The 21,214-nt window shown below is 57.5% G+C and carries 8 protein-coding genes, 2 tRNA genes and 3 rRNA genes; 12 read left to right on the top strand and 1 reads right to left on the bottom strand.

Translation table 11 applies throughout. The annotated features are described in order from the left end of the window. Nucleotides 1-58: 58 nt before the first annotated feature. The gene (locus tag M8Q45_RS21235; RefSeq protein ID WP_249876263.1) at nt 59-979 is read right to left on the bottom strand and encodes a LysR family transcriptional regulator; all 921 of its coding nucleotides are present in this window, start codon (nt 977-979) and stop codon (nt 59-61) included. A 122-nt stretch (nt 980-1,101) separates the two neighbouring features. Here M8Q45_RS21235 and aptA point away from each other — a divergent pair, with 122 nt between their 5' ends. The 12 genes from aptA to dgcN all read left to right on the top strand — a co-directional run bounded on the left by aptA (nt 1,102) and on the right by dgcN (nt 21,212). Then, nucleotides 1,102-2,451, top strand: coding sequence for an omega-aminotransferase AptA (gene aptA / locus M8Q45_RS21230; RefSeq protein WP_249876262.1), 1,350 nt, complete (start codon nt 1,102-1,104; stop codon nt 2,449-2,451). A 61-nt stretch (nt 2,452-2,512) separates the two neighbouring features. Next, nucleotides 2,513-4,006, top strand: coding sequence for a CoA-acylating methylmalonate-semialdehyde dehydrogenase (locus tag M8Q45_RS21225; RefSeq protein WP_249876261.1), 1,494 nt, complete (start codon nt 2,513-2,515; stop codon nt 4,004-4,006). Nucleotides 4,007-4,645: 639 nt separating this feature from the next. After that, a 16S ribosomal RNA gene (locus M8Q45_RS21220) occupies nt 4,646-6,182 on the top strand. Nucleotides 6,183-6,263: 81 nt separating this feature from the next. Continuing rightward, nucleotides 6,264-6,340: transfer RNA gene (locus M8Q45_RS21215), tRNA-Ile, on the top strand. A gap of 30 nt (nt 6,341-6,370) precedes the next feature. Continuing rightward, nucleotides 6,371-6,446, top strand: a tRNA-Ala gene (locus tag M8Q45_RS21210). Between the two features lie 246 nt (nt 6,447-6,692). Then, nucleotides 6,693-9,584: ribosomal RNA gene (locus M8Q45_RS21205) — 23S ribosomal RNA — on the top strand. A 149-nt stretch (nt 9,585-9,733) separates the two neighbouring features. Continuing rightward, nucleotides 9,734-9,849, top strand: a 5S ribosomal RNA gene (gene rrf, locus M8Q45_RS21200). The 16S, 23S and 5S rRNA genes sit together here with 2 tRNA genes alongside, the layout of an rRNA operon. 155 nt (nt 9,850-10,004) lie before the next feature. Beyond that, nucleotides 10,005-13,457, top strand: a complete 3,453-nt coding sequence (gene recC, locus M8Q45_RS21195; RefSeq protein WP_249876260.1) for an exodeoxyribonuclease V subunit gamma — start codon at nt 10,005-10,007, stop codon at nt 13,455-13,457. Continuing rightward, nucleotides 13,454-17,143: an exodeoxyribonuclease V subunit beta gene (gene recB, locus M8Q45_RS21190; protein ID WP_249876259.1), complete on the top strand. Its 3,690-nt coding sequence runs from the start codon at nt 13,454-13,456 to the stop codon at nt 17,141-17,143. The genes recC and recB overlap by 4 nt, the downstream gene beginning before the upstream one ends. After that, nucleotides 17,140-19,236, top strand: coding sequence for an exodeoxyribonuclease V subunit alpha (gene recD, locus M8Q45_RS21185; RefSeq protein ID WP_249876258.1), 2,097 nt, complete (start codon nt 17,140-17,142; stop codon nt 19,234-19,236). The genes recB and recD overlap by 4 nt, the downstream gene beginning before the upstream one ends. A gap of 138 nt (nt 19,237-19,374) precedes the next feature. Beyond that, entirely contained in the window at nt 19,375-19,947 is a 573-nt protein-coding gene (gene yfiR / locus M8Q45_RS21180) for a regulatory sequestration protein YfiR (RefSeq protein ID WP_249876257.1), read from the top strand. Continuing rightward, the gene (gene dgcN, locus M8Q45_RS21175; RefSeq protein ID WP_249876256.1) at nt 19,944-21,212 is read left to right on the top strand and encodes a diguanylate cyclase DgcN/YfiN; all 1,269 of its coding nucleotides are present in this window, start codon (nt 19,944-19,946) and stop codon (nt 21,210-21,212) included. The genes yfiR and dgcN overlap by 4 nt, the downstream gene beginning before the upstream one ends. Nucleotides 21,213-21,214: the final 2 nt, after the last annotated feature.

Genomic DNA, 21,214 nt, shown 5'->3' with positions numbered 1-21,214 from the left:
CGCACCGGCGCGGATCCGACAAGTGTCGCGGCTATAAAAGCCATGCGGTGGCGGAGAATCAGCGCGTGGCGGCCAGGCTTTCGAGGAAACTTTCCAGCACCAAATGAGGACGACGCCCCTTTCGCGTGACCGACGCCAGGCTCAGGTCGTAGAAACGCGCCAAGGGCTTGAGCGCTCGCAACCGTCCTTGCTGGACCCAGAGACTGGCATAGTGGTCTGGCAGATAACCGATATAACGCCCGGTCAGGATCAGGAACGCCATGCCTTCGCGATCCGATGCGCTGGCGGTGCAGTTCAACGCCTGGTAATGGGCCTGGATGTCGGCCGGCAAACGGAACGTCGGCGCGATGGCGTCCTGGCTGTTAAGGCGCGCATCCTCGAGTTGCTGGTCATCCACATAAAACAGCGGGTGCCCCACGGCGCAATACAGCAACGAGCGCTCACTGTAGAGCGGTTGGTACTCGAGCCCGGAAAGTACACTGGCCTGGGGAACCACACCGACATGAAGGCGACCATCCAGCACGCCTTGCTCGACTTCGTTGGGGGCGATCATGCGAATCTGGATCTGCACGTCCGGCCCGCGTTCTTTCAACTGAGCCAAGGCGTGGGTGATGCGCATGTGGGGCAGGGTGACGAGGTTGTCCGTCAGGCCTATGGTCAGTTCGCCGCGCAGATGCTGGTGAAGACCGTTGACCTCGGTGCGGAAACTTTCCAGCGCACTCAATAGTTGCAGGGCCGATTGATAGACCTCACGGCCTTCTTCGGTCAGTGAAAACCCCGCACGGCCACGCTGGCACAAGCGCAGCCCAAGGCGTTGTTCCAGATCGTTCATCTGTTGGCTGATGGCCGAGCGACCGATACCAAGCACCGTTTCGGCGGCGGAAAATCCACCGCATTCCACCACGCTGCGAAAGATCCGCAGCAAGCGGATATCGAAGTCACTGACCTGGGCCAGCGGATCGGGACGACGAATGCTCATAGTTTAGTGATCCGCTGACTGAAGGTTAGAAAAGCTGGATTTCACCGACTTTATCGCCGTGGCAACTTAGCCGCAAGAACGCTTCTGATTTCATACTGTTTATGTCTTGCGAGGTTTTGTCGATGAACATGCCCGAACACGCTGTCGGTTCCCTGGCCAGCCAGCTCAAGCTGGATGCCCACTGGATGCCTTACACAGCCAATCGCAATTTCCAACGCGACCCCCGGCTGATCGTCGCGGCCGAAGGCAGTTGGCTGACGGATGACAAGGGACGCAAGGTCTACGATTCGCTGTCGGGATTGTGGACGTGCGGCGCCGGGCACACCCGCAAAGAGATCCAGGAGGCGGTCGCCAAGCAACTGGGCACCCTCGATTATTCGCCGGGATTCCAATATGGGCATCCACTGTCGTTCCAGTTGGCGGAAAAAATCACCAGCCTGACCCCGGGCAACCTCAACCATGTATTTTTCACCGACTCCGGTTCCGAGTGCGCCGATACCGCGGTGAAGATGGTTCGCGCCTACTGGCGCCTCAAGGGACAGGCCACCAAGACCAAGATGATCGGACGGGCCCGCGGTTATCACGGCGTGAACATCGCCGGCACCAGCCTGGGTGGCGTCAGCGGTAACCGCAAATTGTTCGGCCAGGCCATGATGGACGTCGATCACTTGCCCCACACCCTGCTTGCCGGCAACGCGTTCTCCCGTGGCATGCCGAAGGAGGGTGGCATCGCCTTGGCCGATGAGTTGTTGAAGCTGATCGAGTTGCACGACGCTTCGAATATCGCCGCAGTGTTTGTCGAACCCATGGCAGGGTCCGCCGGCGTCCTGGTGCCGCCAGAGGGATATCTCAAGCGTCTGCGGGAAATCTGCGATCAGCACAACATCCTGCTGGTGTTTGACGAAGTGATTACGGGGTTTGGTCGTACCGGCTCGATGTTTGGCGCCGACAGTTTTGGTGTAACGCCGGACCTGATGTGTATCGCCAAGCAAGTCACTAATGGCGCGATTCCCATGGGGGCTGTGATAGCCAGTTCCGAAATCTATCAGACGTTCATGAGCCAGCCGACGCCGGAGTACGCCGTCGAATTTCCCCATGGCTATACGTATTCGGCGCATCCGGTGGCGTGCGCGGCAGGCTTGGCTGCCCTGGACCTGTTGCAAAAGGAAAACCTGGTGCAGAGCGTGGCCGAAGTCGCGCCGCATTTTGAAAACGCCTTGCATGCTTTGAAGGGCTCGAAAAACGTCATCGACATTCGCAACTTTGGCCTTGCGGGCGCGATCCAGATCGCACCGCGCGATGGCGACGCGATCGTTCGCCCATTCGAGGCGGGCATGGCGCTGTGGAAGGCTGGGTTCTATGTGCGATTCGGTGGTGACACGCTGCAGTTCGGGCCAACGTTCAATAGCAAGCCGCAGGACCTTGATCGACTGTTCGATGCGGTTGGCGAAGTGCTGAACAAAGTCGACTGATTCCTCTTTATATAAGGACGCTCCTCGGGGGCGTCCGCTGTCCGATTTGTCTGGAGTCCCCATGAGTCTCATTCCGCATTTGATCAATGGCGAGCTGCTGAGCGACAACGCGCGCACCGCCGACGTGTTCAACCCATCCACCGGACAGGCGATCCATAAGGTACCGCTGGCGGATCGCGCAACCATTCAACACGCCATCGACGCTGCCAAGGCGGCTTTCCCGGCCTGGCGCAATACGCCGGCGGCGAAGCGCGCCCAGGTCATGTTTCGTTTCAAGCAGTTGCTGGAGCAGAACGAGTCGCGTATCGCGCAGTTGATCAGCGAAGAACATGGCAAGACTCTGGAAGATGCCGCCGGTGAGCTCAAGCGCGGTATTGAAAACGTCGAGTTTGCCTGTGCCGCGCCGGAAATCCTGAAGGGCGAATACAGTCGCAACGTAGGACCCAATATTGACGCCTGGTCAGACTTCCAGCCTTTGGGGGTCGTGGCGGGTATCACACCGTTCAACTTCCCGGCGATGGTGCCGTTGTGGATGTACCCACTGGCTATCGTCTGTGGCAACTGCTTCATTCTCAAGCCTTCCGAGCGCGATCCGAGCTCGACACTGCTGATCGCCCAGCTGTTGCTGGAGGCCGGTTTGCCCAAGGGCGTTCTGAGCGTGGTCCACGGTGACAAGGCGGCGGTGGATGCATTGATCGAGGCACCGGAAGTGAAGGCGCTGAGTTTTGTCGGATCGACGCCGATTGCCGAATACATCTATGCCGAGGGGACTCGCCGCGGCAAGCGTGTGCAGGCATTGGGTGGGGCGAAGAACCATGCGGTGCTCATGCCTGATGCTGACCTGGACAATGCGGTCAGTGCGCTGATGGGCGCGGCGTACGGTTCGTGCGGCGAGCGTTGCATGGCGATTTCGGTGGCGGTGTGTGTCGGCGATCAGGTGGCGGATGCGCTGGTCGCCAAGTTGGTGCCGCAGATCCAGGCGCTGAAGATCGGCGCGGGGACTTCGTGTGGACTGGACATGGGGCCGCTTGTTACTGGCCAGCATCGCGACAAGGTCAGTGGCTATATAGAAGAAGGTGTGTCGGCGGGGGCATCATTGATTGTCGATGGCCGTGGCTTGAAAGTTACCGGGCACGAGGAAGGCTTTTTCCTGGGCGGCTGCCTGTTCGATCGCGTGACCCCCGAGATGCGCATCTATAAAGAAGAAATCTTTGGACCGGTGCTGTGTATCGTCCGCGTCAACAGCCTCGAAGAGGCGATGCAGTTGATCAACGATCACGAGTATGGCAACGGCACCTGCATCTTCACCCGTGACGGCGAAGCTGCGCGGTTGTTCTGTGATGAGATTGAAGTCGGCATGGTCGGCGTCAACGTCCCGTTGCCGGTGCCTGTGGCTTATCACAGCTTTGGTGGTTGGAAGCGTTCGCTGTTTGGCGACCTGCATGCCTACGGCCCGGATGGGGTGCGCTTCTACACCCGTCGCAAGGCGATTACCCAGCGCTGGCCGCAGCGTGCCAGCCACGAGGCTTCACAGTTCGCATTCCCCAGTTTGTAATCGATAAAGTACAGAAGCCGGTACCCTTGGGTACCGGCTTCTGTGTTTACAGGGGCTTTTTGACTGATATGACAGAATTATGAAAATAACGGTTGACGGCAGATTCCAGGTGTCTATAATTCGCCCCACTTCCGGCGCAGTCGAAACGGAAAACTCCTTGAGTTTCAATGAGTTAAGTAGGTTTCGACAGGCTAGGTGCTTCAGTTCATCGAAGCGCTGAAGGAGTTGATAGAGTGGTGTTGTTTGGCTCTATCGGCGATTCGATCTTCTCGATCGAAAGCGGTGAAAAAGAGGTGTTGACAGCAGCGAGTAACGCTGTAGAATTCGCCTCCCGCTAACGAGAGATCGAAAGCGCAAGTGGTTGAAGTTGTTAAGGATTTCCAGGCGAAACTTTGAAAGCTTCTTAAAATAACCGCTTGACAGATACACGGGGCGCTGTAGAATGCGCGCCTCGGTTGAGACGAAAGGCTCAATCCACCGCTCTTTAACAACTGAATCAAGCAATTCGTGTGGGTGCTTGTGGAGTCAGACTGCTAGTCAACAGATTATCAGCATCACAAGTTACTCCGCGAGAAATCAAAGATGTAACCAACGATTGCTGAGCCAGGTTTAGGGTTTTCTCAAAACCCAAAGATGTTTGAACTGAAGAGTTTGATCATGGCTCAGATTGAACGCTGGCGGCAGGCCTAACACATGCAAGTCGAGCGGTAGAGAGGTGCTTGCACCTCTTGAGAGCGGCGGACGGGTGAGTAATGCCTAGGAATCTGCCTGGTAGTGGGGGATAACGCTCGGAAACGGACGCTAATACCGCATACGTCCTACGGGAGAAAGCAGGGGACCTTCGGGCCTTGCGCTATCAGATGAGCCTAGGTCGGATTAGCTAGTTGGTGAGGTAATGGCTCACCAAGGCGACGATCCGTAACTGGTCTGAGAGGATGATCAGTCACACTGGAACTGAGACACGGTCCAGACTCCTACGGGAGGCAGCAGTGGGGAATATTGGACAATGGGCGAAAGCCTGATCCAGCCATGCCGCGTGTGTGAAGAAGGTCTTCGGATTGTAAAGCACTTTAAGTTGGGAGGAAGGGCATTAACCTAATACGTTAGTGTTTTGACGTTACCGACAGAATAAGCACCGGCTAACTCTGTGCCAGCAGCCGCGGTAATACAGAGGGTGCAAGCGTTAATCGGAATTACTGGGCGTAAAGCGCGCGTAGGTGGTTCGTTAAGTTGGATGTGAAATCCCCGGGCTCAACCTGGGAACTGCATTCAAAACTGTCGAGCTAGAGTATGGTAGAGGGTGGTGGAATTTCCTGTGTAGCGGTGAAATGCGTAGATATAGGAAGGAACACCAGTGGCGAAGGCGACCACCTGGACTGATACTGACACTGAGGTGCGAAAGCGTGGGGAGCAAACAGGATTAGATACCCTGGTAGTCCACGCCGTAAACGATGTCAACTAGCCGTTGGGAGCCTTGAGCTCTTAGTGGCGCAGCTAACGCATTAAGTTGACCGCCTGGGGAGTACGGCCGCAAGGTTAAAACTCAAATGAATTGACGGGGGCCCGCACAAGCGGTGGAGCATGTGGTTTAATTCGAAGCAACGCGAAGAACCTTACCAGGCCTTGACATCCAATGAACTTTCCAGAGATGGATTGGTGCCTTCGGGAACATTGAGACAGGTGCTGCATGGCTGTCGTCAGCTCGTGTCGTGAGATGTTGGGTTAAGTCCCGTAACGAGCGCAACCCTTGTCCTTAGTTACCAGCACGTTATGGTGGGCACTCTAAGGAGACTGCCGGTGACAAACCGGAGGAAGGTGGGGATGACGTCAAGTCATCATGGCCCTTACGGCCTGGGCTACACACGTGCTACAATGGTCGGTACAGAGGGTTGCCAAGCCGCGAGGTGGAGCTAATCCCACAAAACCGATCGTAGTCCGGATCGCAGTCTGCAACTCGACTGCGTGAAGTCGGAATCGCTAGTAATCGCGAATCAGAATGTCGCGGTGAATACGTTCCCGGGCCTTGTACACACCGCCCGTCACACCATGGGAGTGGGTTGCACCAGAAGTAGCTAGTCTAACCTTCGGGGGGACGGTTACCACGGTGTGATTCATGACTGGGGTGAAGTCGTAACAAGGTAGCCGTAGGGGAACCTGCGGCTGGATCACCTCCTTAATCGACGACCGCAGCTGCTCCATGAGCTCCCACACGAATTGCTTGATTCATTGAAGAAGACGAAAGAAGCAGCCCGAAATTGGGTCTGTAGCTCAGTTGGTTAGAGCGCACCCCTGATAAGGGTGAGGTCGGCAGTTCGAATCTGCCCAGACCCACCAATTTTGTGTGGGAAACGCCTGTAGAAATACGGGGCCATAGCTCAGCTGGGAGAGCGCCTGCCTTGCACGCAGGAGGTCAGCGGTTCGATCCCGCTTGGCTCCACCACTACTGCTTCGATTGTATAAAGCTTAGAAATGAGCATTCCATCGGTTCGATGGTGAATGTTGATTTCTAGTCTTTGACTAGTTCGTTCTTTAAAAATTTGGGTATGTGATAGAAAGATAGACTGAACGTTACTTTCACTGGTAACGGATCAGGCTAAGGTAAAATTTGTGAGTTCTCTTAGTTGAGAAATTCGAATTTTCGGCGAATGTCGTCTTCACAGTATAACCAGATTGCTTGGGGTTATATGGTCAAGTGAAGAAGCGCATACGGTGGATGCCTTGGCAGTCAGAGGCGATGAAAGACGTGGTAGCCTGCGAAAAGCTTCGGGGAGTCGGCAAACAGACTTTGATCCGGAGATGTCTGAATGGGGGAACCCAGCCATCATAAGATGGTTATCTTGTACTGAATACATAGGTGCAAGAGGCGAACCAGGGGAACTGAAACATCTAAGTACCCTGAGGAAAAGAAATCAACCGAGATTCCCTTAGTAGTGGCGAGCGAACGGGGACTAGCCCTTAAGCTTCTTTGATTTTAGCGGAACGCTCTGGAAAGTGCGGCCATAGTGGGTGATAGCCCTGTACGCGAAAGGATCTTAGAAGTGAAATCGAGTAGGACGGAGCACGAGAAACTTTGTCTGAATATGGGGGGACCATCCTCCAAGGCTAAATACTACTGACTGACCGATAGTGAACTAGTACCGTGAGGGAAAGGCGAAAAGAACCCCGGAGAGGGGAGTGAAATAGATCCTGAAACCGTATGCGTACAAGCAGTGGGAGCCCACTTTGTTGGGTGACTGCGTACCTTTTGTATAATGGGTCAGCGACTTATTTTCAGTGGCGAGCTTAACCGAATAGGGGAGGCGTAGCGAAAGCGAGTCTTAATAGGGCGTCTAGTCGCTGGGAATAGACCCGAAACCGGGCGATCTATCCATGGGCAGGTTGAAAGTTAGGTAACACTGACTGGAGGACCGAACCGACTACCGTTGAAAAGTTAGCGGATGACCTGTGGATCGGAGTGAAAGGCTAATCAAGCTCGGAGATAGCTGGTTCTCCTCGAAAGCTATTTAGGTAGCGCCTCATGTATCACTGTAGGGGGTAGAGCACTGTTTCGGCTAGGGGGTCATCCCGACTTACCAAACCGATGCAAACTCCGAATACCTACAAGTGCCGAGCATGGGAGACACACGGCGGGTGCTAACGTCCGTCGTGAAAAGGGAAACAACCCAGACCGTCAGCTAAGGTCCCAAAGTTATGGTTAAGTGGGAAACGATGTGGGAAGGCTTAGACAGCTAGGAGGTTGGCTTAGAAGCAGCCACCCTTTAAAGAAAGCGTAATAGCTCACTAGTCGAGTCGGCCTGCGCGGAAGATGTAACGGGGCTCAAACCATACACCGAAGCTACGGGTATCACGCAAGTGATGCGGTAGAGGAGCGTTCTGTAAGCCTGTGAAGGTGAGTTGAGAAGCTTGCTGGAGGTATCAGAAGTGCGAATGCTGACATGAGTAACGACAATGGGTGTGAAAAACACCCACGCCGAAAGACCAAGGTTTCCTGCGCAACGTTAATCGACGCAGGGTTAGTCGGTCCCTAAGGCGAGGCTGAAAAGCGTAGTCGATGGAAAACAGGTTAATATTCCTGTACTTCTGGTTATTGCGATGGAGGGACGGAGAAGGCTAGGCCAGCTTGGCGTTGGTTGTCCAAGTTTAAGGTGGTAGGCTGGGATCTTAGGTAAATCCGGGATCTCAAGGCCGAGAGCTGATGACGAGTTACCCTTTGGGTGACGAAGTGGTTGATGCCATGCTTCCAAGAAAAGCTTCTAAGCTTCAGGTAACCAGGAACCGTACCCCAAACCGACACAGGTGGTTGGGTAGAGAATACCAAGGCGCTTGAGAGAACTCGGGTGAAGGAACTAGGCAAAATGGCACCGTAACTTCGGGAGAAGGTGCGCCGGTGAGGGTGAAGCACTTGCTGCGTAAGCCCACGCCGGTCGAAGATACCAGGCCGCTGCGACTGTTTATTAAAAACACAGCACTCTGCAAACACGAAAGTGGACGTATAGGGTGTGACGCCTGCCCGGTGCCGGAAGGTTAATTGATGGGGTTAGCTAACGCGAAGCTCTTGATCGAAGCCCCGGTAAACGGCGGCCGTAACTATAACGGTCCTAAGGTAGCGAAATTCCTTGTCGGGTAAGTTCCGACCTGCACGAATGGCGTAACGATGGCGGCGCTGTCTCCACCCGAGACTCAGTGAAATTGAAATCGCTGTGAAGATGCAGTGTATCCGCGGCTAGACGGAAAGACCCCGTGAACCTTTACTATAGCTTTGCACTGGACTTTGAATTTGCTTGTGTAGGATAGGTGGGAGGCTTTGAAGCGTGGACGCCAGTCTGCGTGGAGCCATCCTTGAAATACCACCCTGGCAACTTTGAGGTTCTAACTCAGGTCCGTTATCCGGATCGAGGACAGTGTATGGTGGGTAGTTTGACTGGGGCGGTCTCCTCCTAAAGAGTAACGGAGGAGTACGAAGGTGCGCTCAGACCGGTCGGAAATCGGTCGTAGAGTATAAAGGCAAAAGCGCGCTTGACTGCGAGACAGACACGTCGAGCAGGTACGAAAGTAGGTCTTAGTGATCCGGTGGTTCTGTATGGAAGGGCCATCGCTCAACGGATAAAAGGTACTCCGGGGATAACAGGCTGATACCGCCCAAGAGTTCATATCGACGGCGGTGTTTGGCACCTCGATGTCGGCTCATCACATCCTGGGGCTGAAGCCGGTCCCAAGGGTATGGCTGTTCGCCATTTAAAGTGGTACGCGAGCTGGGTTTAGAACGTCGTGAGACAGTTCGGTCCCTATCTGCCGTGGACGTTTGAGATTTGAGAGGGGCTGCTCCTAGTACGAGAGGACCGGAGTGGACGAACCTCTGGTGTTCCGGTTGTCACGCCAGTGGCATTGCCGGGTAGCTATGTTCGGAAAAGATAACCGCTGAAAGCATCTAAGCGGGAAACTTGCCTCAAGATGAGATCTCACTGGGACCTTGAGTCCCCTGAAGGGCCGTCGAAGACTACGACGTTGATAGGCAGGGTGTGTAAGCGCTGTGAGGCGTTGAGCTAACCTGTACTAATTGCCCGTGAGGCTTGACCATATAACACCCAAGCAATCTGTAGACTCGAAAGAGACCAGATTGCGGTGTGTGAAGACGAGATGAACCGAAAGTTCGAGTCAAAACCCACAAACTATCGCATACCCATTCGCTGGAACGTGACCGTAAGGCACGCGCTGGCTACCGAATTTCTTGACGACCATAGAGCATTGGAACCACCTGATCCCATCCCGAACTCAGAAGTGAAACGATGCATCGCCGATGGTAGTGTGGGGTTTCCCCATGTGAGAGTAGGTCATCGTCAAGATTAAATTCCGAAACCCCTATCTGCTGACGCAGGTAGGGGTTTTGTTTTGCTCGCAGGAAAGTTCTTACGACAAGCGCAGACAGCTCCCGGCTGTCACAGCCCCCCGACAGTGCTAAGGTTCTGCCCTAGCTTTTGCATTTTCAAGGATGCCTTTCATGCCGGACGCAACGTCCCTTAGCCCAGCTTTCATGGTGGTTCACGGGAATCGCCTTGATGAGTTGCGCAGCCTGGTGATCAGCCTGATGCGGCGTTATCCGCTGGCCCCTCTTGAAAATGAAATCGCGCTGGTACAGAGCAATGGTATTGCCCAATGGCTTAAGCTCGCGCTGGCTGAAGACCCGGAAGACGACGATACCGGCGGTTGTGGCATTGCGGCAGCCATCGACGTGCAGTTGCCAGGTAGCTTCATGTGGCAGCTCTATCGAATGGTGCTCGGGCGTGATGAAATCCCTGCCAAGTCCCTCTTGGACAAGGCCCCGCTCACATGGAGGCTGATGCGTCTCCTGCCACAGCTGATTGAACAGCCTCATTTCGAACCCCTGCGACGTTTTCTCACTCATGACGCTGACTTGCGCAAGCGGTACCAACTGTCCGAGCGTCTGGCGGACCTGTTTGACCAATATCAGGTCTACCGAGCCGACTGGCTCGAGGATTGGGCACAGGGACGACACCAGACGAGAAACGTCCGCGGTGAAATCAAGCCGCTCGCGGCGGCCAATTGCTGGCAAGCGGAACTGTGGCGAGCCCTGTTGCTGGATGTAGGTGAGAAGGGCATGGCCCAAAGTCGTGCCGGTGTTCATCAGCGCTATCTGGAGTGCATCAACAGCCTGGAAGCCGCTCCACAAGGACTGCCTGCGCGAGTAATTGTCTTTGGCATATCGTCATTGCCCGCCCAAGTCCTCGAGGCTCTCGCCGGGCTCTCACGGTTTAGCCAGGTTTTGCTGTGTGTCCACAACCCATGCCGACATCATTGGGCTGATATCGTGGCCGACAAGGACTTGCTTCGCCATCAATACAAACGGCAGGCACGCAAGAGCGGCATGCCGGAAATCCTCGACTCGCAAACGTTGCATCAACATGCTCATCCTTTATTGGCGGCCTGGGGAAAACAGGGGCGCGACTATATCAATCTGCTCGACAGTTACGATGACCCCACGACCTATCGCTCGGTGTTCCGCGAAGGGCGAATCGATCTGTTCAGCGACGGCCAACCTGCCACCCTCCTCAGCCAGTTGCAGAATGACATTCTTGAATTGCGTCCCTTGGACGAAACTCGAGAGCAATGGCCAGCGGTCGATACCCAGCAAGATGAGTCCATCCGCTTCCATATCGCCCACAGCGCGCAACGCGAAGTCGAGATCCTGCATGATCAGCTCCTTGCTCAGTTCAGCAAGGATCCGACCTTGCGTCCTCGCGACATTATCGTCATGGTCCCGGATATCGACAGTTACGCGCCGCATATTCGTGCGGTGTTCGGTCAACTTGATAAATTCGATAGTCGTTTCATTCCATTTACCCTGACCGACCAAGGCCAGCGTGGACGTGACCCGCTTCTGATCGCAGTCGAACATCTGCTCAAGCTTCCTGATAGTCGCTTTCCAGTCAGCGAGATCCTTGATCTGCTCGACGTCCCGGCGTTGCGCGAGCGGTTTGGCATTGGCGAGTCCGATTTGCCAACGCTGCACCGTTGGATCGAGGGGGCCGGCATCCGTTGGGGAATGAGTGCCGAACATCGTGCCGGGCTGGGTTTGCCCGCAGAGCTTGAACAGAACAGCTGGCGTTTCGGCCTGCGTCGCATGTTATTAGGGTATGCGGTCGGCAATTCGCAGGCTTACGAAGGCATCGAGCCGTACGACGAAATCGGCGGTCTCGATGCGGCGTTGATCGGTCCTTTAGTGGCGTTGCTGGATGCCTTGGAAGTCGCTCATCAGGAGCTCAGCCAGCCAGCATCGCCCCAGGAATGGGGCGCGCGCCTGCATGACCTGGTGCAGCTGTTCTTCCTGGCAAGTAATGAACACGACGATTATCTACTGACCCAGCTCGAAGACCTGCGTGAGAGCTGGCTGGAAACCTGCGAGTCGGTTGCCCTGCACGATGAGCTGCCATTGACGGTCGTAAGGGAGGCCTGGCTGGCCGGGTTGGACCAAGGGCGATTGTCCCAGCGCTTCCTGGCTGGGGCGGTCAACTTTTGTACCCTCATGCCGATGCGAGCAATCCCTTTCAAACTGGTCTGTTTGCTGGGAATGAATGACGGTGACTACCCTCGCGCCCAACCGCCCTTGGACTTCGACCTGATGGGCAGCGATTATCGGCCTGGCGATCGCTCCCGGCGCGAGGATGATCGGTACTTGATGTTGGAAGCGCTTCTTTCAGCACGGGAGAAACTCTACATCAGTTGGGTGGGACGCAGCATTCGTGACAATAGCGAACGACCGCCCTCCGTTCTCGTCGGCCAGCTACGCGATCATCTTGCCAGTGGCTGGCGGTTGGCAGATGGCAAGGGAAGCCTTCTTGGCGCGCTCACCCAGGAGCATCCTTTACAACCGTTCAGTGCCCGCTATTTTTACCAGGGCGATCAGCTATTCAGTTATGCCAGCGAATGGCGAGTGCTGCACGACGCCCAGGATCACACGCAGATGTCTCAGCGATTGGCCCCCTATGTCCAGGAAGAACCCTTGGGACTTGGTCAGTTGCAGGATTTCCTGCGCAATCCTGTCCGTCATTTTTTCAGCCAGCGACTCAAAGTGTTTTTCGAGACCATCGAAGCTCCCCTGGCGGATGATGAGCCTTTCGTGCTTGATGCGTTGCAGCGTTACAGCCTGAGTGACAGCCTGCTCGAGGCAGCTCTCGTTCGCCTCGATCAACCGGATCTTGCATTGCAGGCGCATGCCAAACGACTTCAGAACAGCGGCCTGTTACCCATGGCTGGTTTTGGTGAAAGCATGCAGCGTGAATTGATCGAGCCATTGCCTGACCTGCTCCAACGTTACCAACAACTCCTGGCGCTGTGGCCGACTCCATTGACGAGCGCCGTACCCATCAGTCTGCAATTGGAAGAAGTCAGTGTCGAAGGCTGGCTCAGTGGTCTGCACCAGCGATCTGATGGTGCTGTGTTGGCGATTACCGCCATCCCCAACAGCATCGGTTCCACCAAGACTCGAAAATGGCATCGCCTGATACGACCTTGGGTGAACCATCTGGTCGCCTGTGCCAGCGGTCTCTCAATGACAACTGCATTGGTCGCCAGTGATGACAGCTTGCTGTTGGCGCCTTTTGACGAAGCCGTTTCGCAAAGACTGCTCGGTGATCTGTTGCAGGCCTGGCAGACAGGCATGCGTGAGCCGCTGCCGATCGCGGTGAAGACTGCTTTTGCCTGGCTCGGTCAGAGCGACCCCGGAAAGGCAGAAGCCGCGGCTCGAAAAGCCTACGAAGGCGACGGTCTGAATTTCGAAGGCGAGCGGCGGGAAAGCCCGGCCCTGGCCCGACAGTTCGCTGACTTTGACGCGCTCACCGCAGACGAAACGTTTCCCGACTGGTGCGATGCGCTCTATCGACCGTTATTCGAAGCGCCCTGGCGTTCACTGGTCGAAGAGGACGCGCGTTCATGAGTCGGCAAGCTCCGTTGGCCCTGGCCTTCCCACTGCGTGGCAGTCAGTTGATCGAGGCCAGCGCCGGTACTGGCAAGACCTTCACCATTTCGGCTTTGTACTTGCGCCTGGTATTGGGCCACGGCGGATCGGCGGCTGGATTCGGTCGCGAACTGCTTCCCCCGCAGATCCTGGTGGTGACCTTTACCGACGCCGCCACCAAGGAGTTGCGTGACCGTATCCGTACGCGCCTGGCAGAGGCGGCGCGTTTTTTTCGCGACGAAATTCCTGCTCCGGACTCGTTGGTAACGGCGTTGCGTGACGAGTTTGACAAAGGGCAATGGCCTGCCTGTGCCAACCGGCTCGATATTGCCGCGCAATGGATGGATGAGGCCGCTGTTTCGACTATCCATGGCTGGTGCCAGCGCATGTTACGCGAGCATGCTTTCGACAGTGGCAGCTTGTTTACCCAGACCCTGGAAACCGATCACAGCGAATTGCTCGGCGAAGTGCTACGCGACTACTGGCGGCTGTTCTGCTACTCGATGCAAGGCGAGGCGTTGGATTGGGTGCGCACCCACTGGGGTGGACCTGCGGCGTTGTTGCCACGAGTGAAAGGCCTGTTTTCCAACGGGCGTGGCAATGATGATGGGCTTGAGCCCGCCGAGCTTATCGCCGCATCCCTGCAGGAGCGCAGCGCTGCCCTGCTTGATCTCAAGGCGCCGTGGCGTCAATGGGCAGTGGAATTGCTGGAGATATGCCAGCAAGGCGTTGCGAGTAAAAGCGTCGATGGTCGCAAGATGCAAGCTCGTTATTTTGAGCCGTGGTTTCAGAAGATCACGGCCTGGGTAGAGGATGAAAGTGTTGAGCTTTTGGACATCGGCACGGGATTCACGCGGTTGACACCAGAGGGGATGGCCGAAGCCTGGAAGGGGGAAGTGCCAAGTCATCCCGGCCTGGACGCGATGTCAGGGCTCAAGGCGAGCCTGGATGCATTGCCGACACCCGATGCCGCCGTGTTGCAGCATGCCGCGCAATGGGTAGGGGAGCGCTTCGAGGCGGAAAAGCGTCGCCGAGCGGAAATGGGCTTCGACGATATGTTGTTGCGTCTGGACGCGGCTCTGCAGGCTGAAGGCGGGGAACGTCTGGCGAGCGTGATTCGTGAGCAGTTTCCGGTCGCTCTGATCGATGAGTTCCAGGACACCGACCCGGTCCAGTACCGGATCTTCGAAAGTATCTATCGCATCAAGGACAACGACCCCGAAACAGGGCTGTTCCTGATCGGCGACCCGAAACAGGCCATTTATGCTTTTCGGGGCGCCGACATCTATACCTACCTGCGCGCCCGGGAAGCCACTGCCGGCAGGTTGCATACGCTGGGAACGAACTTCCGTTCCAGCCATGCCATGGTCGGCGCCGTGAACCATATTTTCCAGAACGCAGAAACCCGTAAAAAAGGGCGCGGGGCTTTCCTGTTCCGTGAGCCATCGGGTGAGAATCCGGTGCCGTTCCTGGCAGTGGGATCCCAAGGGCGAAAGGAGTCCTTGCTGATCGCAGGACAAACCGTCCCCGCATTGAATATCTGGCACCTGGCCTCGGACCAACCGCTCTCTGGCGCGATGTATCGGCAACACATGGCCGCTGCCTGCGCCAGCGAGATCACTGCGCTGCTCAACGGCGGCCAGTCGGGGCGTGATGGGTTTGTCAGTGACGGGGATACCTTGCGTGGGTTGCTGCCGGCGGATATCGCCATTCTGGTTCGAGATGGCAAGGAAGCGCAGGCCGTGCGCGGCGAATTGTCTGCACGAGGCGTACGAAGCGTCTACCTGTCCGACAAGGATTCGGTGTTTGCGGCGCAGGAGGCACGGGACTTGCTGACCTGGCTGAAGGCGTGCGCCGAGCCGGATGCCGAACGTCCATTGCGAGCGGCGCTGGCCAGCATCACATTGGACTTGCCGCTTACGGAGCTGGAGCGACTTAACCAGGATGAGCTGGCATGGGAAAGTCGCGTAATGCAGTTTCGTGGCTATCGGCTGGTCTGGCGTACCCAGGGTGTGCTGCCGATGTTGCGACGCCTGCTGCACGATTTCAAACTGCCCCAGGCCTTGATGACGCGTGGCGACGGCGAGCGGGTGCTGACCAATTTGCTCCATCTGTGCGAACTGTTGCAGCAGGCTGCCGTCGAGCTGGATGGCGAGCAGGCGCTGATTCGATACCTGTCCGAGCATCTGGCGTTGACCGGGCAGGCCGGCGAAGAACAGATCCTTCGCCTGGAAAGCGATGAGCAGTTGGTCAAAGTGGTGACGATCCACAAATCCAAGGGGCTTGAATATCCGTTGGTCTTCCTGCCGTTCATTTGCTCGACGAAACCGGTGGACGGCAGCCGATTGCCTTTGCATTACCACGACGAAGCCGGCCAGGCGCAAATCAGTCTCACGCCGACCCCCGAATTGATCGCCAAGGCCGATGACGAACGCTTGGCCGAAGACCTGCGCCTCCTGTATGTGGCGCTGACTCGCGCCCAACACGCCTGTTGGCTGGGTGTCGCCGATCTCAAGCGTGGCAGCAACAGCCGCTCCATCCTGCACCTGTCGGCGCTGGGTTATCTGTTGGGCGGCGGCGCACCGTTGACGGAGTCGGTGGCGTTGCGGCAATGGCTGGAAGATTTGCAACAAGGCAGCCAAGCGGTGAACTGCCAGGATATGCCCCAGGCCAAGGACGAACACTACCGGCCTGCGCAAAACGAAGCGGTATTGCATGCACCTTTGTTGCCGGTACGCAAAGCCAGCGAGAACTGGTGGATCGCTTCCTATAGCGCATTGCGCCTGGGCGAAACGCTTAGCGCAGGAGGGGACACCGCACCGGAAAACCCACAGGCGCAGAAACAGTTCGATGATGAGCGTCTTGACCCGGATGCCCCCAGGGAAGTGGTTGCTGTCGGCGGCGACATCCATCGCTTTCCACGTGGCCCGAACCCGGGCACGTTCCTGCACGGTCTTCTGGAGTGGTCGGCCAGGGAAGGATTTACCACCACGCCAGCGTTAATCGAGGATGCTATTGCCCGGCGTTGCAACCGCCGAGGCTGGAAAGGCTGGATCACCACGCTTGGCGACTGGTTGCAGCACCTGATCACAACGCCTTTGCATATCGGTGGCGGCCAGGCTCCGGTGTTGTTGACGCAACTGACTCGCTTCCAGGTCGAAATGGAGTTCTGGTTCGCCAGCCACAAAGTCGATGTGCTCAAGCTTGACGAACTTGTCTGCCGATTCACCCATGGCGGCGTGGCTCGCATCGCGGCGGAGCCGGTGTTGCTCAACGGCATGTTCAAGGGTTTCATCGACTTGACCTTCGAACATGACGGTCGGTACTACGTCGCTGATTACAAGTCCAACTGGCTGGGGGCTGATGACACGGCCTACACCGTGCAGGCGATGGAGCAATCGATCCTGGATAATCGCTACGAGTTGCAATACGTCCTGTACCTGTTGGCGCTGCATCGCCAGCTCAAGGCACGCTTGCCCGACTATGACTACGACCGGCATGTCGGCGGAGCGTTGTATATATTCTTGCGTGGCACGCGCGCAGCCAGCCAGGGCGTGTATTTCACCAAGCCCCCGCGAGCCTTGATCGAACAACTCGATCGCCTGTTCCAAGGGGCGCCCGAACCCAAGGCCGAACCGGCGTGGGTACAGGGAGAACTGTTATGAGTCGTTCCTTTGCCGACCTGCTCCCCAAACCGTCCGAAGACGAGAGCCTGGCCAACCTTGCGCCGCTGAGTCAGGCGAGTGATCTGTTGCTGCTGCTCACGCGCTGGGTGGAGCGCGGCTGGCTTCGAGCCCTGGACAAGGCGTTTGTCGCGTTCCTCCATGAGCTGGAGCCCGACGATGACCCGCTGGTACTGCTCGCCGCGGCACTGACCAGTCACCAACTGGGTCATGGGCACGTCTGTCTGGATCTGTTCGAGACACTCAGCGAGCCGGACTTCGCACTGTCGCTCCCGCCCGAGGGCGACGTTCAGACAGGCGCAACGCTGTTGCCGTCGCAAATACTGCAAGCCCTGGACCCCGCCCATTGGTGCAAGGTCCTGGCATCCAGCCGCCTGGTTGCCTTGGCGGTCGACATGGCTGAAGAGGCACAGCAGCGGCCGTTGGTGCTGTCGGGCAAACGCCTCTATCTGCGCCGTTACTGGGCCTATGAACGGCGGATCGATGAAGCATTGCGTCAACGGCTGGCCGATCATGGCGCAGCGCCCAATGACCTGCGCGAACGCCTTGCGGGATTGTTCGGAGAGGCCAGTGCCACAGGACCGATCGACTGGCAGAAGCTGGCCTGCGCGCTGGCGACCCGGAGCGCTTTCAGCATCGTGACTGGCGGCCCGGGTACCGGCAAGACCACCACGGTTGTGCGTCTGCTTGCCTTGTTGCAGGCACCGGCTGTCGAGGCTGGGAAACCGCTGCGTATTCGCCTGGCCGCGCCCACTGGCAAGGCAGCGGCGCGCTTGACCGAGTCCATCAGCCAGCAAGTCCGGACGCTGGATGTGACCGATGGCGTGCGCGAGCGCATTCCCTGCGATGTCACCACCGTCCATCGATTGTTGGGCAGTCGCCCTGGCACTCGGCATTTTCGCCATCATCGGGGCAATCGCTTGCCACTGGATGTGCTGGTGGTTGATGAAGCGTCAATGATCGACCTGGAAATGATGGCGAATTTGCTGGATGCGCTGCCGTCCCATGCACGGCTGGTGCTGCTGGGTGACAAGGACCAGTTGGCGTCGGTGGAGGCGGGGGCGGTACTGGGGGATTTATGTCGAGATGCCGAGGAGGGCTGGTATAGCCCGCAGACCCTGGCGTGGCTCGAGGCCGTCAGCGGTGAGAACCTGGCGGCCAGCGACCTGAAGCAGGACCTCCATGGCGCTCATCCTTTGGCCCAGCAGGTGGTCATGCTCAGGCATTCCCGGCGCTTTGGCGAAGGCAGCGGTATTGGGCAATTGGCCCGCAGCGTGAATCAGCAACAGCCGGAGAAAGCCCGTCAGGTACTGCAGGGCGGTCACTATGCGGACCTGTTTTTCCTTGGGCTCAAAGGCGAGCATGACGGAGTGCTGGAGCGTTTTCTGCTCGATGGCCAAGCAGACGGCCCGCAAGGGTATCGGCATTACCTGAATCTGCTGCGGCAACGGCGCCCGGACATTTCTCGTCCGTTGGAAGATGGTTGCTGGACGGATTGGGCCAGGGATGTCCTGGCGGCATTCGACGAGTTCCAGTTGCTCTGTGCCGTGCGCAAGGGCCCGTGGGGTGTCGAGGGGCTGAATCAGCGGATCACGGCTGCGTTGCTCAAGGCTCGCTTGATCGACAGCGACCATCTCTGGTACGAGGGACGCCCTGTACTGATGACTCGCAACGACTACGGACTGGGGTTGATGAATGGCGATATCGGCATCGCCCTCAAGCTGCCTGAGCGTGACGGGCCTGATGCGGGCAGACAGGTGTTGAGAGTGGCCTTCCCCCGTAACGATGGCCAAGGTGGCGTGCGTTTTGTCCTGCCCAGTCGCCTGAATGATGTGGAAACCGTATACGCCATGACGGTGCACAAGTCCCAAGGCTCGGAGTTCGCCCATACGGCGCTCATCCTTCCCGATGCGTTGAACCCCGTGTTGACCAAGGAACTGGTATACACCGCGATTACCCGGGGCAAGCAATGGTTCAGCCTCATAGAACCGAGAGCCGGGGTATTCGAGGAGGCCGTCCGCCGCAAGGTCAAGCGCCTGAGTGGGTTGATGTTGGAATGGGAACAAGGTGGCTGATTGCTCAACGTTCACCTTTAATGCTTCGATCGCGATTCTGCCTGTTTTTTGTCGGAAATCGCCGTAGGTCACTGTCTCGCTGGCTTTTTGACACTGTGTTATCGTTTCGGCACTTATCTTAATCAGAGATCATCCAGGATGGTGGCAGTTCGGGGGGCAGCGTACAGCAAGGACTGGAAGCCTCATGTGCTTGCCGGCTTCCTGTGGGTGCTGTCATTCGTGGTGGGCGCTCAAGAACAGGCCGCCACCGACCGAGCCGACCAGCGCGCCGAAGCGGTCACCCAGGTCGTGCTGGGTATCCTCAGCTATGCCCGGTGGCCTGTGGAGCCGACACAACTACAGCTCTGCATCGTTGGCCCGACCCAATACACCGATGTGCTTGTCAAAGGTACGACCCAGGCCACGGGCCGGCCGGTGTCCGTGCAACGGGTGCTGGCCGATCATCCTGGCATCGCCAACGACTGCAACGCCGTCTACATCGGCAGGCTGACCAGCGATGAACGCTCGCGCCTGTTCGCCTCATTGATTGGCAAGCCTGTGTTGAGCATCAGTGAGGGGGGAGACCAATGCACCGTGGGCAGTCTGTTTTGCCTGCGGGTCGGCGATGAACAGGTCTCGTTCGAGGTCAACCTTGATTCGGTGGCGCGCAGTGGCGTGCGAATCCATCCGAGCGTTCTCCAGCTATCACGTCGCAGGCCGGCCGTCCCATGAGTTCGTCAAAATCACGAATTCGTCCCACGTTGGGCTCGGTCATCGGTCGCGGTCATTTGATCGTCGCGCTGGTGGCGATCTCCATGGCCAGCATTTCGTTGACGTTGCTTGGCGTGCTCGCGTTGCGGGTCTACGCCGATCACAACCTGCATTTGATCGCCCGTTCAATCAATTACACCGTGGAAGCCGCCGTGGTGTTTGATGACGCGGCCGCCGCCACGGAAGCGCTGGCACTGATTGCCGCCACCGAAGAAGTCGCCGATGCGCAGATATTCAACGAGCACGGTCGGCTTCTGGCTCACTGGCAGCGACCGGACACCGGTCTCTTGTCGGGGCTGGAATTGCATATTGCGAAGGCATTCCTGGAAAAACCGATCAGCCTTCCCATCGTCCACCAAGGACAGAATATCGGCAGAATCTTGTTGGCGGGACATGGCGGAAGCCTGTTGCGCTTTTTGCTCAGTGGCCTGGCGGGCATTGTTTTATGTACGGCGATAAGCGCCTGGGTCGCGCTGTATCTGGCGAGACGCCAGTTGCGCTCGATTACCGGGCCGCTGCGCAGCCTGGCTGAAGTGGCTCACGCGGCGCGTTGCGAGCGCGCTCTGGATCGCCGCGTGCCGCCGGCCGCCATCGCTGAGCTGGACAACCTGGGCAACGACTTCAACGCCTTGCTTGCCGAACTGGAGTCCTGGCAGACCCACCTGCAAAGTGAAAACGAAACCTTGGCGCACCAGGCCAGCCACGACAGCTTGACCGGGTTGCCGAACCGGGCATTCTTCGAAGGTCGATTGATCCGCGCCTTGCGCAATGCCAGCAAGCTCGACGAGCAGGTCGCTGTCCTGTACCTGGACAGCGACCGCTTCAAGGGCATCAATGACAACTTCGGCCACGCTGCCGGCGACGCGGTGCTGACTGCCGTGGCGACCCGGGTGCGTGCGCAGTTGCGAGAGAATGACTTGGTCGCGCGCCTGGGGGGCGATGAATTTGCCGTGCTGCTGACGCCGCTGCACAAGGTCGAGGATGCCGAGCGGATCGCTGAAAAAATCATTGCCAGCATGGACATGCCGATTCAGTTGCCCGGCAATGCCTCCGTCCTGACCTCCCTCAGTGTCGGTATCGCGGTTTTTCCCGAACATGGTGCCACGCCGGGCGCCTTGCTGAGTGCCGCCGATGCGGCGATGTACCAGGCCAAACGCCTCGCCCGAGGCGGCCAACACACGGCAGGGTCGGAGCACCCGGTCGCGGATCTTCAAACCAGGAGCTGATT

It is taken from the genome of Pseudomonas sp. T1.Ur, assembly GCF_023516725.1.
Taxonomy (GTDB): domain Bacteria; phylum Pseudomonadota; class Gammaproteobacteria; order Pseudomonadales; family Pseudomonadaceae; genus Aquipseudomonas; species Aquipseudomonas alvandae.
Note: the sequence above shows the minus strand (reverse complement) of the source record. Positions and strands in the feature narration are given on the sequence as shown.